This window comes from Geobacillus stearothermophilus ATCC 12980 (genome assembly GCF_030369615.1).
GTDB classification, from domain to species: Bacteria; Bacillota; Bacilli; order Bacillales; family Anoxybacillaceae; genus Geobacillus; species Geobacillus stearothermophilus.
Map to the genome: position 1 here is coordinate 1,046,988 of NZ_CP128494.1, position 14,927 is coordinate 1,061,914.

The following is a 14,927-nucleotide window of genomic DNA, read 5'->3' on the forward strand; positions in this document are numbered from 1 at the left end:
ATGTTGAAATATATTAGTATATTAGGGGCGAGCGGATCGATCGGCCAGCAAACGCTCGATGTCATGCGCGCTCATCCGGACAAGTTTCGTCTGGCGGCGGCATCGGTTGGGAAAAATGTGGAAGCGGCAAGAAAGCTGATTGCTGAGTTTTCCCCTGTTCTTGTCGCTGTCACCGACCGAGACGCTTACGAAGTGCTTCGCTGCGAGTACAGCGGGCGGACTGCAGTCGTGTACGGAGAGGAAGGGTTGGTGGAGGCGGCTATTTGCCCGCAGGCGGACGTCGTTGTCACCGCCGTCGTCGGCAGCGTCGGCCTCGTGCCGACATTAAAAGCGATTGAAGCCGGGAAGACGATCGCTCTCGCCAATAAAGAGACGCTTGTCGTTGCCGGGCATCTTGTCACGGCGGCAGCCAAGCGGCGCGGTGTGCCGCTGTTGCCGGTTGACAGCGAGCATTCCGCCATTTTTCAATGCTTGCAAGGGGAAAAGCGTGAACACGTGGAGAAGCTGATTCTGACCGCGTCGGGCGGGAGCTTTCGCGATCGGACGCGCGAAGAGCTCGCTCATGTGACGGTCGAAGAAGCGCTTCGCCATCCGAATTGGTCGATGGGGGCGAAAATTACGATTGATTCCGCCACAATGATGAACAAAGGGTTTGAAGTCATTGAAGCGCATTGGCTGTTTGGGCTGCCGTATGAGCGGATCGAGGTCGTGCTGCACCGAGAAAGCGTCATCCATTCGCTCGTCGAGTTTCGCGACACGAGCATCTTAGCCCAGTTGGGCACGCCGGATATGCGCATCCCGATTCAATACGCGCTCGCCTATCCGGAGCGGCTGCCGCTTGCGGCGGCCAAGCCGCTCGATTTGGCTGCGCTTGGGGCGCTCCATTTCGCCCCGGTCGATTTTGACCGTTACCGCTGCCTCCGCTTTGCCTATGAAGCTGGAAAACGCGGCGGCTCGCTGCCGACGGTGTTGAATGCCGCCAATGAGGAAGCGGTGGCGGCGTTTTTAGCCGGACGCATTCCGTTTTTGGCCATCGAGGAGTGGATCGAGCGCGCTCTTGAGCGCCATCAGCCGGTGGACGATCCGCAGCTTGAAGAGATTCGCGAAATTGACGCGGATGTGCGCGCTTATGTCCGCTCACTATTAGCATAAAGGTGGTTGAAACGTTGGAATCGATTATTTCGTTTATTGTTGTCTTCGGCGCTCTCGTCTTTTTTCACGAGCTCGGGCATTTGCTGCTGGCCAAACGGGCCGGCATTTTGTGCCGCGAGTTTGCCATCGGGTTCGGACCGAAAGTGTTTTCGTTTAAGAAAAGCGAAACGGTGTATACGATCCGGCTTTTGCCGCTTGGCGGTTTCGTCCGCATGGCCGGCGAAGACCCGGAAACGATCGAGCTGAAGCGCGGGCAAGTCGTCGGTCTTTTGCTTGACAGTGAAGGACGGGTGGAAAAAATCGTCCTCAACCATAAGGACGATTATCCGAACATTCGGGTCGTTGAGGTGGAAGACGCTGATTTGGAGCATGGCATGTATGTCACCGGCTATGCCGACGGCGAGCGGCTGGAGCGGTTTGCGGTGAAAGAACCGGCGTTTTTTGTCGTCGACCGCCAAGAAATTCAAATCGCCCCGTACCACCGCCAATTTGCGGCAAAAACGCTCGGGCAGCGGACGATGACGATTTTGGCCGGCCCGCTCGCCAACTTTCTATTGGCCGTCCTCGTCTTTATCATCATCGGCCTTTTGCAAGGCTACCCGGTCGATAAGCCGGTCATCGGCGAGCTGACGCCGGATGGAGCGGCGCGCGCGGCGGGGTTGAAGCAAGGGGATGAGGTCATCGCCATCAACGGCGAACGGATGGAAACGTGGACGGAAATCGTCAACACGATTCGCGCTCATCCAGAGGAGCCGCTGGAGTTTCAAATTGAGCGGAACGGGAAAGACATGAGCGTGACCGTCACCCCGGAAGCGAAAACGATTCAAGGGGAGACGATCGGCTTAATCGGCGTCTATCAGCCGATGGAAAAATCGGTGTTCGGCTCCGTAAAGCAAGGGCTGGTCGAGACGTATTACTGGACGAGGGAAATTGCAACAGGGCTCGTTCAATTGATCACCGGCCAGTTTCAGCTTGACATGCTGTCAGGCCCGGTCGGCATCGCTGTATCGACTGGCAAGGTGGCGGAGTCCGGGATCTACTACTTGATGAAATGGGGAGCGATTTTAAGCATCAACCTCGGGATTGTCAACTTGTTGCCATTGCCGGCGCTAGACGGCGGGCGGCTCCTCTTTTTCGCCATTGAAGCCGTGCGCGGCAAGCCGGTCGACCGGCAAAAAGAAGGAATGGTCCATTTTATCGGTTTCGCCTTGCTTATGTTGCTGATGCTTGTCGTCACATGGAACGACATTCAAAAATTTTTCCTATAAAGAGAGAGAATGAGGTGGCTGTGAATGAGACAAAGTCAAGCGTTTATTCCGACATTGCGCGAAGTGCCGGCGGACGCGGAAGTGAAAAGCCATCAGCTGCTGCTGCGGGCCGGCTTCATCCGCCAGAGCGCGAGCGGAGTCTACACGTTTTTGCCGCTCGGGCAACGCGTGCTGCAAAAGATTGAAGCGATCATCCGTGAGGAGATGAACCGCATCGGCGGCATGGAACTGCTGATGCCGGCGCTGCAGCCGGCCGAGCTTTGGCAGCAGTCCGGCCGTTGGTATTCGTACGGACCGGAGTTGATGCGCTTAAAAGACCGGCACGAGCGCGATTTCGCCCTTGGGCCGACGCATGAGGAAATGATCACGGCGATCGTCCGCGATGAAGTGAAAACGTACAAGCGGCTGCCGCTTGTGTTGTACCAAATCCAAACGAAATTCCGCGATGAAAAGCGCCCGCGCTTCGGACTGCTGCGCGGCCGTGAATTCATGATGAAAGACGCCTATTCGTTCCATACGTCAAAAGAAAGTTTGGATGAAACGTACAACGACATGTATAACGCCTATTCGAACATTTTCCGCCGCTGCGGCTTAAACTTCCGTGCCGTCATCGCGGATTCGGGGGCGATCGGCGGCAAAGATACGCACGAGTTCATGGTGCTCTCGGACATTGGCGAAGATACGATCGCCTATTCCGACGCGTCCGACTATGCCGCCAACATTGAAATGGCGCCGGTTGTGACCACGTACGAGAAAAGTAGCGAGCCGCCGGCTGAATTGAAAAAAGTGGCGACGCCGGGGCAAAAAACGATTGATGAAGTCGCTTCCTACTTACAAGTTTCGCCGGAGCGCTGCATCAAGTCGCTTTTGTTCAATGTCGATGGCCGGTACGTGCTTGTTCTTGTCCGCGGCGACCACGAGGCGAACGAGGTGAAAGTGAAAAATGTGCTCGACGCCACCGTCGTGGAGCTGGCGACGCCGGAAGAAACAGAACGGGTGATGGGGGCGCCGGTCGGCTCGCTCGGTCCGATCGGTGTCAGCGAAGCGGTCATGGTGATCGCGGACCATGCTGTTGCTGCCATCGTCAACGGTGTTTGCGGCGCGAATGAGGAAGGCTACCATTACATCGGCGTCAACCCGGACCGCGATTTTGCCGTCAGTCAATACGCCGACTTGCGCTTTGTCCAAGAGGGCGACCCGTCTCCGGACGGCAAAGGGACGATCCGCTTCGCTCGCGGCATTGAAGTCGGGCACGTGTTCAAGCTTGGCACGAAATACAGTGAGGCAATGAACGCCGTGTACTTGGATGAAAACGGCCAAACGAAGACGATGATCATGGGCTGCTACGGCATCGGCGTCTCCAGGCTGGTGGCGGCGATTGCCGAGCAGTTTGCCGATGAAAACGGGCTCGTCTGGCCGGCTTCGGTGGCGCCGTTTCATATCCATTTGCTGACAGCGAACGCGAAAAGCGACGAGCAGCGAGCGTTGGCGGAGGAATGGTACGAAAAATTGGGACAGGCAGGATTTGAAGTGTTATATGATGACCGCCCGGAGCGGGCCGGAGTCAAGTTTGCCGACAGCGATTTGATCGGCATTCCGGTTCGCGTCACCGTCGGCAAGCGGGTGGGCGAAGGCATCGTCGAAGTGAAAGTGCGAAAAACAGGCGAGACGTTTGACGTGCCGGTGGGCGAATTGACCGATACGGTGCGCCGCCTCTTGCAAGGGTGAACGAACGGCGCCGGCGAAAAAGAACGAGTTTCTTTTCCGTCGGCGCTTTTTGGCGTTTGTATGGTATGATTAGAAAGAGAAACGATTTCGTTGAGAGGGGAAATCATGGCCACGAAAGAACAAAAAGAGCGGTTTTTCGTTTTGCTTGAGCAACTGAAGATGACGTCGGATGAATGGATGCCGTATTTCCGTGATGCGTTCATTCGCAAAGTCGTGATTGATAAAGAAGAAAAAAGCTGGCATTTCTATTTTCAGTTCGCCAACGTGCTGCCGGCCGAGGTGTACAAATCGTTTACGGACCGCTTGGCGGCTGCTTTCCGCCATATCGCTGCCATCCGGTATACGATTGATGTCGAATCGCCGCGCGTAACGGAAGACGATGTGCGGGCGTACTGGCCGCTTTGCCTCGCCGAGCTGCAAGAAGGCGTCTCGCCGCTTGTCGATTTGCTGAGCCGGCAGACGCCGGCGGTGAAAGGGAACAAGCTCGTTGTCACCGCCCGCCACGAGGCGGAGGCGCTGGCTGTCAAACGGCGGTTTGCGCAAAAAATCGCCGCGATTTACGCGTCGTTCGGTTTTCCGCCGTTTCAGCTGGAAGTCGACGTGCAACCGGCTGAGCAGGAAATGGAGCAGTTTTTGGCGCAAAAGCAGCAAGAAGATGAAGAGCGGGCGTTGGCGGTGCTGACCGATATGGCAAAAGAAGAGGAAAAGGCAGCAGCGGCTTCTCCATCCGGCCCGCTCGTCATCGGCTACCCGATCCGCGACGAGGAGCCAGTGCGTCCGCTTGAGACGATCGTTGAGGAAGAACGGCGCGTTGTGGTGCAAGGGTATGTGTTTGACGCTGAGGTGAGCGAGCTCAAAAGCGGCCGCACGCTGTTGACCATGAAAATCACCGATTACACGAACTCGATTTTAGTCAAAATGTTCTCGCGCGACAAAGAGGACGCCGAGCTCATGAGCGGCGTCAAAAAAGGCATGTGGGTGAAAGTGCGCGGCAGCGTGCAAAACGACACATTCGTCCGCGATTTGGTCATCATCGCCAACGATTTGAACGAAATCGCTGCAAACGAACGGCAAGATACAGCGCCCGAAGGGGAAAAGAGGGTCGAGCTCCATTTGCATACCCCGATGAGCCAAATGGACGCGGTTACCTCGGTGACAAAACTCATCGAACAAGCGAAAAAATGGGGTCATCCGGCGATCGCCGTCACCGACCATGCCGTTGTTCAGTCGTTTCCGGAGGCCTACAGCGCGGCGAAAAAACACGGCATGAAGGTCATTTACGGCCTTGAGGCGTACATCGTCGACGATGGCGTGCCGATCGCCTACAATGAAACGCACCGCCGTCTTTCGGAGGAGACATACGTCGTCTTTGACGTTGAAACGACCGGGCTGTCGGCTGTGTACAATACGATCATTGAGCTGGCGGCCGTCAAAATCAAAGACGGCGAGATCATCGACCGGTTTATGTCCTTTGCCAATCCGGGACATCCGCTGTCCGTGACGACGATGGAATTGACCGGAATCACGGACGAAATGGTGAAAGACGCTCCGCAGCCGGATGAGGTGCTGGCCCGTTTTGTTGACTGGATTGGCGATGCGACGCTTGTGGCCCATAACGCCAGCTTTGACATCGGGTTTTTAAACGCAGGCCTCGCCCGCATGGGACGCGGCAAGCTCACCAATCCGGTCATTGACACGCTTGAACTCGCCCGCTTTTTGTATCCGGATTTGAAAAACCACCGGCTGAACACGCTTTGCAAAAAGTTCGACATTGAACTGACCCAGCACCACCGCGCCATCTACGACGCGGAGGCAACCGGGCATTTGCTTATGCGGCTATTGAAGGAAGCGGAAGAGCGCAGCATACTGTTTCATGACGAATTAAACAGCCGCACGCACAGCGATGCGTCGTACCGCCTGGCGCGCCCGTTCCATGCGACGCTGTTGGCGCAAAACGACATCGGGCTGAAAAACTTGTTCAAGCTCGTCTCGCTGTCGCACATCGATTATTTTCACCGCGTGCCGCGCATCCCGCGCTCCGTGCTGGTCAAGCATCGTGAAGGGCTGCTCGTTGGCTCGGGCTGCGACAAAGGCGAGCTGTTTGACAACTTGATCCAAAAGGCGCCGGAGGAAGTCGAAGACATCGCCCGCTTTTACGATTTTCTTGAGGTGCATCCGCCCGAGGTGTACAAGCCGCTCATTGAAATGGATTACGTCAAAGATGAAGAGATGATCCAAAACATCATCCGCAGCATCGTCGCCCTTGGCGAAAAGCTCAACATTCCGGTCGTCGCCACCGGCAACGTCCATTATTTAAATCCGGAGGACAAAATTTACCGGAAAATTTTAATCCATTCGCAAGGCGGGGCGAACCCGCTCAACCGGCATGAGCTGCCGGATGTGTATTTCCGCACGACGAACGAAATGCTGGATTGCTTCTCGTTTTTAGGGCCGGAAAAAGCGAAAGAAATCGTCGTCGACAACACACAAAAAATCGCTTCGTTAATCGGTGAAGTGAAGCCGATCAAGGATGAGCTGTACACGCCGCGCATCGAAGGGGCGGACGAGGAAATCAAGGAAATGAGCTACCGGCGGGCGAAAGAAATTTACGGAGACCCGCTGCCGAAACTTGTTGAGGAGCGGCTTGAAAAAGAGCTGAAGAGCATTATCGGCCACGGATTTGCCGTCATTTACTTAATTTCGCATAAGCTCGTCAAAAAGTCGCTCGATGACGGCTACCTTGTCGGGTCGCGCGGCTCGGTCGGCTCATCGTTTGTCGCGACGATGACGGAAATTACCGAGGTGAACCCGCTGCCGCCGCATTACGTCTGCCCGAACTGCAAACATTCCGAGTTTTTTAATGACGGTTCGGTCGGGTCGGGCTTTGACTTGCCGGATCAAAACTGCCCGCAATGCGGGACGAAATACAAAAAAGACGGGCATGACATCCCGTTTGAGACGTTCCTTGGCTTTAAAGGCGACAAAGTGCCGGATATCGATTTGAACTTCTCCGGCGAGTACCAGCCGCGCGCCCACAACTATACGAAAGTGCTGTTTGGCGAAGACAACGTCTACCGCGCCGGAACGATCGGCACGGTCGCCGACAAAACGGCGTACGGGTTTGTGAAAGGCTATGCGAGCGACCATAACTTAGAGCTGCGCGGCGCGGAAATCGACCGTCTGGCGGCCGGCTGCACCGGAGTGAAGCGGACGACTGGGCAGCACCCTGGAGGCATTATCGTCGTTCCCGATTATATGGAAATTTACGACTTTACGCCGATCCAATATCCAGCCGATGATACGTCATCGGAATGGCGGACGACCCATTTTGACTTCCACTCGATTCATGACAATTTATTGAAGCTCGATATTCTTGGGCACGACGATCCGACGGTCATCCGCATGCTGCAAGATTTAAGCGGCATCGATCCGAAAACGATCCCGACCGACGACCCGGACGTGATGGGCATTTTCAGCAGCACCGAGCCGCTTGGCGTTACGCCGGAGCAAATTATGTGCAACGTCGGCACGATCGGCATCCCGGAATTCGGCACGCGCTTTGTCCGGCAAATGCTCGAAGAAACGAAGCCGAAAACATTTTCCGAGCTCGTGCAAATTTCCGGTTTGTCGCACGGCACCGATGTATGGCTTGGCAACGCGCAAGAACTCATTCAAAATGGCACGTGCACGCTTTCTGAGGTGATCGGCTGCCGCGACGACATTATGGTCTATCTCATTTACCGCGGGCTTGAGCCGTCGCTGGCGTTTAAAATTATGGAATCGGTGCGCAAAGGGAAAGGATTGACGCCGGAATTTGAGGCGGAGATGCGCAAGCATAACGTGCCGGAATGGTACATCGACTCGTGCAAAAAAATCAAATACATGTTCCCGAAAGCGCACGCGGCGGCCTACGTGTTGATGGCGGTGCGCATCGCCTACTTTAAGGTGCACCATCCGCTTTTGTATTACGCGTCGTACTTTACGGTGCGGGCGGAGGACTTTGACCTTGATGCCATGATCAAAGGATCAGCCGCCATTCGCAAGCGGATTGAGGAAATCAACGCCAAAGGCATTCAGGCGACGGCGAAAGAGAAAAGCTTGCTCACGGTGCTGGAAGTGGCGCTGGAAATGTGCGAGCGCGGCTTTTCCTTTAAAAATATCGACTTGTACCGCTCGCAGGCGACCGAATTTGTCATTGACGGCAACTCGCTTATTCCGCCGTTTAACGCCATCCCGGGGCTCGGGACGAACGTGGCGCAAAACATTGTGCGCGCCCGCGAAGAAGGGGAGTTTTTGTCAAAAGAAGATTTGCAGCAGCGCGGCAAAGTGTCGAAAACGCTGCTTGAGTATCTCGAAAGCCGCGGCTGCCTCGACTCGCTTCCGGATCATAACCAGCTGTCCTTGTTCTGACGGACGGTTTTTCGTTGCAATATATTTCCCAATGTGTTATAGTTTTAGTGGAATTGGCAAAGATAATGGCAAACAAAGAGTGGGGAAACCCACTCTTTCGTCTTGAATGAGCATCGGTCTTTCCGTCTTTCGTTCATTCCCGCCTTGTGCAGGGGATTTTCTCATTATGCAGCATGCAGCCTTGCCCAGTAAGGAGGAACACGATGAGCAAAAAAGTGACAGAAACGGTTGAACAGCTTGTCGCGCCGATTTTGGACGAAATGGGGCTCGAGCTGGTGGACATCGAGTATGTGAAAGAAGGAAAAAACTGGTTTTTGCGCGTCTTTATTGATTCAGACACCGGCGTGGACATTGAACAGTGCGGCGTCGTCAGTGAAAGGCTAAGCGAAAAGCTCGACGAGGTCGACCCGATTCCGCACAACTATTTTTTAGAAGTGTCATCGCCGGGAGCGGAGCGGCCGTTAAAAAATGAAAAAGATTTTGTAAGAGCAATTGGGAAAAATGTATATATCAAAACATACGAGCCGATTGCAGGAGAAAAGCAGTTTGAAGGGGAATTGACCGCTTTTGACGGGACGACCGTGACGCTGTCGGTCAAAGACCGCGGGCGGCAAAAAACGGTCGCCATTCCGTATGAAAAAGTGGCGAGCGCTAGATTAGCCGTCATTTTCTCTTAATGATAAAAGGGGGATTTTCGTTTCATGAACACGCAGTTGCTTGAGGCGTTAGCCGATCTGATGCGGGAAAAAGGCATCAGCAAAGAAGTGATTATGGAAGCCATTGAAGCGGCGCTCGTTTCCGCGTACAAGCGCAATTTCGGCCAAGCGCAAAACGTGCGCGTCGATTTAAATATGGAAACAGGGACGATCCGCGTGCTCGCCCGCAAAGACGTCGTCGAAGAGGTGACCGATCCGCGTCTTGAAATTTCGCTTGAGGAGGCGCAGCGGATCAATCCGAACTATCAAATCGGCGATGTCGTCGAATTGGAAGTGACGCCGCGCGATTTCGGGCGCATCGCTGCGCAAACAGCGAAACAAGTCGTGACCCAGCGCGTGCGTGAAGCGGAGCGGAGCATCATCTACGCCGAATTTGTCGACCGCGAAGAGGACATTATGACCGGCATCGTCCAGCGCATTGACCCGCGTTTTGTCTATGTCAGCCTCGGCAAGGCGGAGGCGCTTTTGCCGGCGAACGAACAAATGCCGAATGAAACGTACAAACCGCACGATCGGCTGAAAGTGTACATTACGAAAGTGGAAAAGACGACAAAAGGGCCGCAAATTTTCGTCTCCCGCACTCATCCGGGCTTGCTGAAGCGGCTGTTTGAGCTTGAGGTGCCGGAAATTTACGACGGGACGGTTGAAATCAAGTCGATCGCCCGCGAAGCCGGCGATCGTTCCAAAATTTCCGTCCATTCCGACAATCCGGAAGTCGATCCGGTTGGCGCCTGCGTCGGGCCAAAAGGGCAGCGCGTCCAGGCGATCGTCGACGAGCTGAACGGGGAAAAAATTGATATCGTCCGCTGGTCGGCCGACCCGGTGGAGTTTGTCGCCAATGCGTTAAGCCCAGCGAAAGTGCTGCGCGTCATCGTCAATGAAGAGCAAAGGGCGACGACCGTCATCGTTCCGGACTACCAGCTGTCGCTCGCTATCGGCAAACGCGGGCAAAATGCCCGTCTGGCGGCAAAATTGACCGGCTGGAAAATCGATATTAAAAGCGAGTCCGAGGCGCGGGACATGGGCATTGATCCGTATGCGCCATCCACTTCGCTTGATTTCAACGGCGCGGCGGCCGATAATGGAAATAGTGATGAGAACGTCCAATCATTCGATGCATCGGCGGAAATCGAGTGAGGGGGAATAGAAATGGCAGCGCAAAAGAAAATTCCGTTGCGCAAATGCGTCGTCACTGGAGAGATGAAGCCAAAGCGGGAAATGGTGCGCATCGTCCGCTCCAAAGAAGGAGAGGTGTCGATCGACCCGACCGGCAAAAAAGCGGGGCGGGGCGCGTATATTACCCTTGACCCGGATTGCATTTTACAGGCGAAAAAGAAAAACATTTTGGCCCGCCATTTAAAAGCCGACATCGCCGACTCGCTCTATGACGAGCTGCTTGCTTTGGCGAAAAAGGAGAAACAGGCAGGACAATGAAACAGAACCGCTGGGCATCGCTGTTAGGGTTGGCGCAGCGGGCCGGAAAAGTCGTTTCCGGAGAGGGACTTGTCGTCAAGGAAGTGCAACGGGGCAGGGCGCGGCTCGTGTTGCTTTCGGAAGATGCGTCGGCCAACACGGAAAAAAAAGTGACGGATAAATGTGCGTTTTATGGCGTCCCGCTTTGCAAAGTGCCGGACCGGTATGTGCTGGGCGGCGCGATCGGCAAAGACGCCCGCGTCGTCGTCGCCGTCACCGACGAAGGGTTCGCGCGCCAATTGCAAACGATGCTCGACCGATCTTTATGGGGGTGACTGTATGTCAAAAATGCGTGTGTACGAATATGCGAAAAAACAGAACGTGCCAAGCAAGGACGTTATTCATAAATTGAAAGAAATGAACATTGAAGTAAACAATCATATGGCCATGCTCGAGGCCGATGTCGTCGAAAAGCTTGACCATCAATACCGCCCAAAGGCCGAAAAGAAAACCGAAACCAAAAATGAAAAGAAAGCGGAAAAGAAAACCGACAAGCCGAAGCGGCCGATGCCGGCGAAGACGGCCGATTTCTCGGATGAGGAAATTTTTGACGATGTAAAAGAAGCGGCCAAGCCGGCCAAGAAAAAAGGGGCGGCGAAAGGGAAAGAAACAAAACGAACGGAGGCGCAGCAGCAAGAAAAGAAAGCGTTCCAAGCGGCGAAGAAGAAAGGAAAAGGGCCGGCGAAAGGGAAAAAACAAGCGGCTCCGGCCGCGAAGCAGGTGCCGCAGCCGGCGAAAAAAGAAAAAGAGCTGCCGAAGAAAATTACGTTCGAGGGTTCGCTCACCGTGGCCGAGCTGGCGAAAAAATTGGGCCGCGAGCCGTCGGAAATTATTAAAAAGCTGTTTATGCTTGGCGTGATGGCGACGATCAACCAAGACTTGGACAAAGATGCGATCGAGCTCATCTGCTCCGACTACGGCGTTGAAGTGGAAGAAAAGGTGACCATTGACGAAACGAACTTTGAAGCGATTGAAATTGCCGATGCTCCGGAAGACCTGGTTGAACGGCCGCCGGTTGTCACGATCATGGGGCACGTCGACCATGGGAAAACGACGCTTCTTGATGCGATCCGCCATTCGAAAGTGACTGAGCAAGAAGCGGGCGGCATTACGCAGCACATCGGCGCTTACCAAGTCACCGTCAATGACAAAAAAATTACGTTCCTCGATACACCAGGCCATGAAGCGTTTACGACGATGCGGGCGCGCGGCGCGCAAGTGACCGATATCGTCATCCTTGTCGTCGCAGCCGATGACGGGGTCATGCCGCAGACGGTTGAGGCGATCAACCATGCCAAGGCGGCAAACGTGCCGATCATCGTCGCCATTAACAAAATGGATAAACCGGAAGCGAACCCGGACCGCGTCATGCAAGAGTTGATGGAGTACAACCTCGTTCCGGAAGAATGGGGCGGCGATACGATTTTCTGCAAGCTGTCAGCGAAAACGAAAGAGGGCCTCGATCATCTGTTGGAAATGATTTTGCTTGTCAGCGAGATGGAAGAATTAAAAGCCAATCCGAACCGGCGCGCGGTCGGAACGGTCATTGAAGCGAAGCTCGACAAAGGGCGCGGCCCGGTGGCGACGCTGCTCGTTCAAGCCGGCACGCTCAAAGTCGGCGATCCGATCGTCGTCGGCACGACGTACGGGCGTGTGCGGGCGATGGTCAATGACAGCGGGCGGCGCGTCAAGGAAGCGGGGCCGTCGATGCCGGTGGAAATTACCGGGCTGCACGACGTGCCGCAAGCCGGCGACCGTTTCATGGTGTTTGAGGATGAGAAAAAGGCGCGGCAAATCGGGGAAGCGCGGGCGCAGCGGCAGCTGCAGGAGCAGCGGAGCGTGAAAACGCGCGTCAGCCTCGACGATTTGTTCGAACAAATCAAGCAAGGCGAAATGAAAGAGCTGAACTTGATCGTCAAAGCCGATGTTCAAGGATCGGTTGAGGCGCTGGTTGCCGCCTTGCAAAAAATCGATGTCGAAGGCGTGCGGGTGAAAATCATCCATGCGGCGGTCGGCGCCATCACCGAATCGGATATTTCACTGGCGACGGCATCGAACGCTATCGTCATTGGCTTTAACGTCCGCCCGGATGCGAATGCGAAGCGCGCCGCTGAATCGGAAAAAGTCGACATCCGCCTCCATCGCATCATTTACAACGTCATTGAGGAAATTGAAGCGGCGATGAAAGGGATGCTCGACCCGGAATACGAAGAGAAAGTCATCGGCCAAGCGGAAGTGCGGCAAACGTTCAAAGTGTCCAAAGTTGGCACGATCGCCGGCTGCTATGTCACCGACGGCAAAATCACCCGCGACAGCAAAGTGCGCCTCATCCGCCAAGGCATCGTCGTGTACGAAGGCGAAATCGATTCGCTCAAACGGTATAAAGACGATGTGCGCGAAGTGGCGCAAGGATATGAGTGCGGCTTGACGATCAAAAACTTCAATGACATTAAAGAAGGGGACGTTATTGAAGCGTACGTCATGCAGGAAGTGGCTCGGGCATGATCGGCTTTGCCGCATGCGAATGTCTCATTTATAACGCCCGCTCGCTGAAGGACAAACGGGCCGTCCTGCAGCGGGTGCTGACAAGGATTCGGCAAAAGTACAACGTCTCTGTGGCTGAACTCGATTATCAAGACGCATGGCAGCGGGCGAAAATCGGCCTTGTCGCCATCGCGTCGAGCCGAATGGCGGCTGAGCGGGAACTCGAGCGGGCCTTGGCCTTGATCGATTCGTTCCCCGAGTTGGAGCGGGCGTCCACATCATTTGAGTGGTTGTAAATCGAGGTGATGGATGATGAACATACGAGCAACTCGCGTTGGCGAGCAAATGAAAAAAGAGTTGAGCGACATTATCGGCCGCAAGCTGAAAGACCCGCGCATCGGTTTCGTCACCGTCACCGATGTGCGCGTCACCGGCGATTTGCAGCAAGCGAAAGTGTACATTAGCGTCTTAGGCGATGACGAGCAGCGGGAGAACACGCTGAAAGCACTGGAAAAGGCGAAAGGATTCATCCGTTCGGAAATCGGGCAGCGCATTCGCCTGCGCAAAACGCCGGAAATTTTGTTTGAGATCGATGAAACGATGGAATACGGCAGCCGCATTGAGCGGCTGATCCGCGAAATTTCCGACGGCGACCGCCGCCGGCCGGAAGAGGCGGAGGATGGTCCAAACAATGGATAGACGAACCGTCTATCCATTTCCGTTGCGCGAGTATAGACAGGGAAAGGGTGCGCCGATGGACGGGGTATTGCTGCTCAACAAACCAAAAGGAATAACGTCGCACGACTGTGTGGCAAAGGTGCGCCGCCTGCTTGGGGTAAAAAAAGTCGGCCATACCGGCACGCTCGATCCAAACGTGTCCGGCGTCCTGCCGCTTTGCCTTGGCAAAGCGACGCGCATTGCGGAATTTCTTACCGGAGCGACGAAAACGTACGAAGGGGAAGTGACGCTCGGTGCAGCGACGACGACCGAAGACGCCGACGGTGACGTCGTTGCCGTCCGGCCGGTCGAGCGGCCGATTGCGCGGGTGGAAATCGAAGCCGTTTTCCGCCGCCTTATCGGGGAAATCGAGCAAACGCCGCCCATGTATTCGGCGGTGAAAGTCGGCGGCAAAAAGCTGTATGAATATGCGCGCGCCGGCATCGAGGTGGAGCGCCCGACGCGGCGCGTGACGATTTACGAGCTCGAGCTGCTCGATGATCGCGAGCTGTTTGCCGGGGAGACGGTGTCATTTCGCTTCCGCGTCACATGCAGCAAAGGCACGTATGTCCGCACGCTCGCAGTGACGGTCGGCGAGCAGCTCGGCTATCCGGCTCATATGTCCGATCTCATCCGCACAGCGTCCGGCCCGTTTCGGCTTGAAGATTGTGTGACGCTTGAAGAAGTCGAGCGCCGGGCGGCCGACGGAACGGCCGCCGCCTTGCTCATTCCGATCGAGCAAGCGCTTTTTCATTTGCCGAAATATGAAATCAATGATAAAGTAGCAGAGAAAGTAAAAAACGGGGCGCTGCTCCGGCTTCCCGCCTTTTTGCATGCGCTTGACGGGCCGGTCGTGCTCGTGACGCCCGAGCGGGAGGCGCTGGCCCTGTATGTAAAGCATCCGGCGCGCCCGGGCTTGATGAAACCGCTCAAAGTGTTTCGTTGACGCCGGGCGAAGCGCGGAAAAAAGTAAGGTGGG

The 14,927-nt window shown here is 55.3% G+C and carries 12 protein-coding genes; all 12 read left to right on the forward strand.

Features of this window, described 5'->3' with window-relative positions; all coding sequences use genetic code 11:
- The first annotated feature begins 3 nt into the window (after window positions 1-3).
- Window positions 4-1,152 carry a 1-deoxy-D-xylulose-5-phosphate reductoisomerase gene (gene dxr, locus QSJ10_RS05675; RefSeq protein WP_047819265.1) on the forward strand — a complete coding sequence of 383 codons (1,149 nt, stop codon included), beginning with the start codon at window positions 4-6 and terminating at the stop codon, window positions 1,150-1,152.
- A gap of 2 nt (window positions 1,153-1,154) precedes the next feature.
- The gene (gene rseP / locus QSJ10_RS05680) at window positions 1,155-2,420 is read left to right on the forward strand and encodes an RIP metalloprotease RseP (protein WP_171697966.1); all 1,266 of its coding nucleotides are present in this window, start codon (window positions 1,155-1,157) and stop codon (window positions 2,418-2,420) included.
- A gap of 24 nt (window positions 2,421-2,444) precedes the next feature.
- The gene (locus tag QSJ10_RS05685) at window positions 2,445-4,148 is read left to right on the forward strand and encodes a proline--tRNA ligase (RefSeq protein ID WP_053532329.1); all 1,704 of its coding nucleotides are present in this window, start codon (window positions 2,445-2,447) and stop codon (window positions 4,146-4,148) included.
- Between the two features lie 105 nt (window positions 4,149-4,253).
- Window positions 4,254-8,558 (forward strand): PolC-type DNA polymerase III, encoded by a 4,305-nt coding sequence (locus QSJ10_RS05690; RefSeq protein ID WP_033016851.1) that lies wholly within the window; start codon window positions 4,254-4,256, stop codon window positions 8,556-8,558.
- A gap of 203 nt (window positions 8,559-8,761) precedes the next feature.
- The gene (rimP, locus tag QSJ10_RS05695; RefSeq protein WP_033008087.1) at window positions 8,762-9,235 is read left to right on the forward strand and encodes a ribosome maturation factor RimP; all 474 of its coding nucleotides are present in this window, start codon (window positions 8,762-8,764) and stop codon (window positions 9,233-9,235) included.
- Window positions 9,236-9,259: 24 nt separating this feature from the next.
- Window positions 9,260-10,411, forward strand: coding sequence for a transcription termination factor NusA (nusA, locus tag QSJ10_RS05700; protein ID WP_053532330.1), 1,152 nt, complete (start codon window positions 9,260-9,262; stop codon window positions 10,409-10,411).
- A 12-nt stretch (window positions 10,412-10,423) separates the two neighbouring features.
- Window positions 10,424-10,708 carry an RNase P modulator RnpM gene (gene rnpM, locus QSJ10_RS05705; protein ID WP_033016843.1) on the forward strand — a complete coding sequence of 95 codons (285 nt, stop codon included), beginning with the start codon at window positions 10,424-10,426 and terminating at the stop codon, window positions 10,706-10,708.
- Window positions 10,705-11,022: a YlxQ family RNA-binding protein gene (locus QSJ10_RS05710; RefSeq protein ID WP_033008083.1), complete on the forward strand. Its 318-nt coding sequence runs from the start codon at window positions 10,705-10,707 to the stop codon at window positions 11,020-11,022. Before rnpM ends, QSJ10_RS05710 begins: the two co-directional genes overlap by 4 nt.
- Before the next feature lie 4 nt (window positions 11,023-11,026).
- Complete coding sequence (infB, locus tag QSJ10_RS05715) at window positions 11,027-13,252, forward strand: translation initiation factor IF-2 (RefSeq protein WP_033016841.1); 2,226 nt, start codon at window positions 11,027-11,029, stop codon at window positions 13,250-13,252.
- Window positions 13,249-13,527 carry a DUF503 domain-containing protein gene (locus QSJ10_RS05720; RefSeq protein WP_033008081.1) on the forward strand — a complete coding sequence of 93 codons (279 nt, stop codon included), beginning with the start codon at window positions 13,249-13,251 and terminating at the stop codon, window positions 13,525-13,527. Before infB ends, QSJ10_RS05720 begins: the two co-directional genes overlap by 4 nt.
- A gap of 16 nt (window positions 13,528-13,543) precedes the next feature.
- Complete coding sequence (gene rbfA / locus QSJ10_RS05725) at window positions 13,544-13,930, forward strand: 30S ribosome-binding factor RbfA (protein WP_033008079.1); 387 nt, start codon at window positions 13,544-13,546, stop codon at window positions 13,928-13,930.
- A 55-nt stretch (window positions 13,931-13,985) separates the two neighbouring features.
- Window positions 13,986-14,894 carry a tRNA pseudouridine(55) synthase TruB gene (gene truB, locus QSJ10_RS05730; protein ID WP_033016838.1) on the forward strand — a complete coding sequence of 303 codons (909 nt, stop codon included), beginning with the start codon at window positions 13,986-13,988 and terminating at the stop codon, window positions 14,892-14,894.
- Window positions 14,895-14,927 lie beyond the last annotated feature (33 nt).

Coding starts and splice junctions, on each gene's coding strand:
- truB (WP_033016838.1), top strand. CDS start 13,986: ATGGACGGGGTATTGCTGCTCAACAAACCAAAAGGAATAACGTCGCAC.
- rnpM (WP_033016843.1), top strand. CDS start 10,424: ATGGCAGCGCAAAAGAAAATTCCGTTGCGCAAATGCGTCGTCACTGGA.
- QSJ10_RS05710 (WP_033008083.1), top strand. CDS start 10,705: ATGAAACAGAACCGCTGGGCATCGCTGTTAGGGTTGGCGCAGCGGGCC.
- QSJ10_RS05720 (WP_033008081.1), top strand. CDS start 13,249: ATGATCGGCTTTGCCGCATGCGAATGTCTCATTTATAACGCCCGCTCG.
- QSJ10_RS05690 (WP_033016851.1), top strand. CDS start 4,254: ATGGCCACGAAAGAACAAAAAGAGCGGTTTTTCGTTTTGCTTGAGCAA.
- rimP (WP_033008087.1), top strand. CDS start 8,762: ATGAGCAAAAAAGTGACAGAAACGGTTGAACAGCTTGTCGCGCCGATT.
- infB (WP_033016841.1), top strand. CDS start 11,027: ATGTCAAAAATGCGTGTGTACGAATATGCGAAAAAACAGAACGTGCCA.
- nusA (WP_053532330.1), top strand. CDS start 9,260: ATGAACACGCAGTTGCTTGAGGCGTTAGCCGATCTGATGCGGGAAAAA.
- rbfA (WP_033008079.1), top strand. CDS start 13,544: ATGAACATACGAGCAACTCGCGTTGGCGAGCAAATGAAAAAAGAGTTG.
- QSJ10_RS05685 (WP_053532329.1), top strand. CDS start 2,445: ATGAGACAAAGTCAAGCGTTTATTCCGACATTGCGCGAAGTGCCGGCG.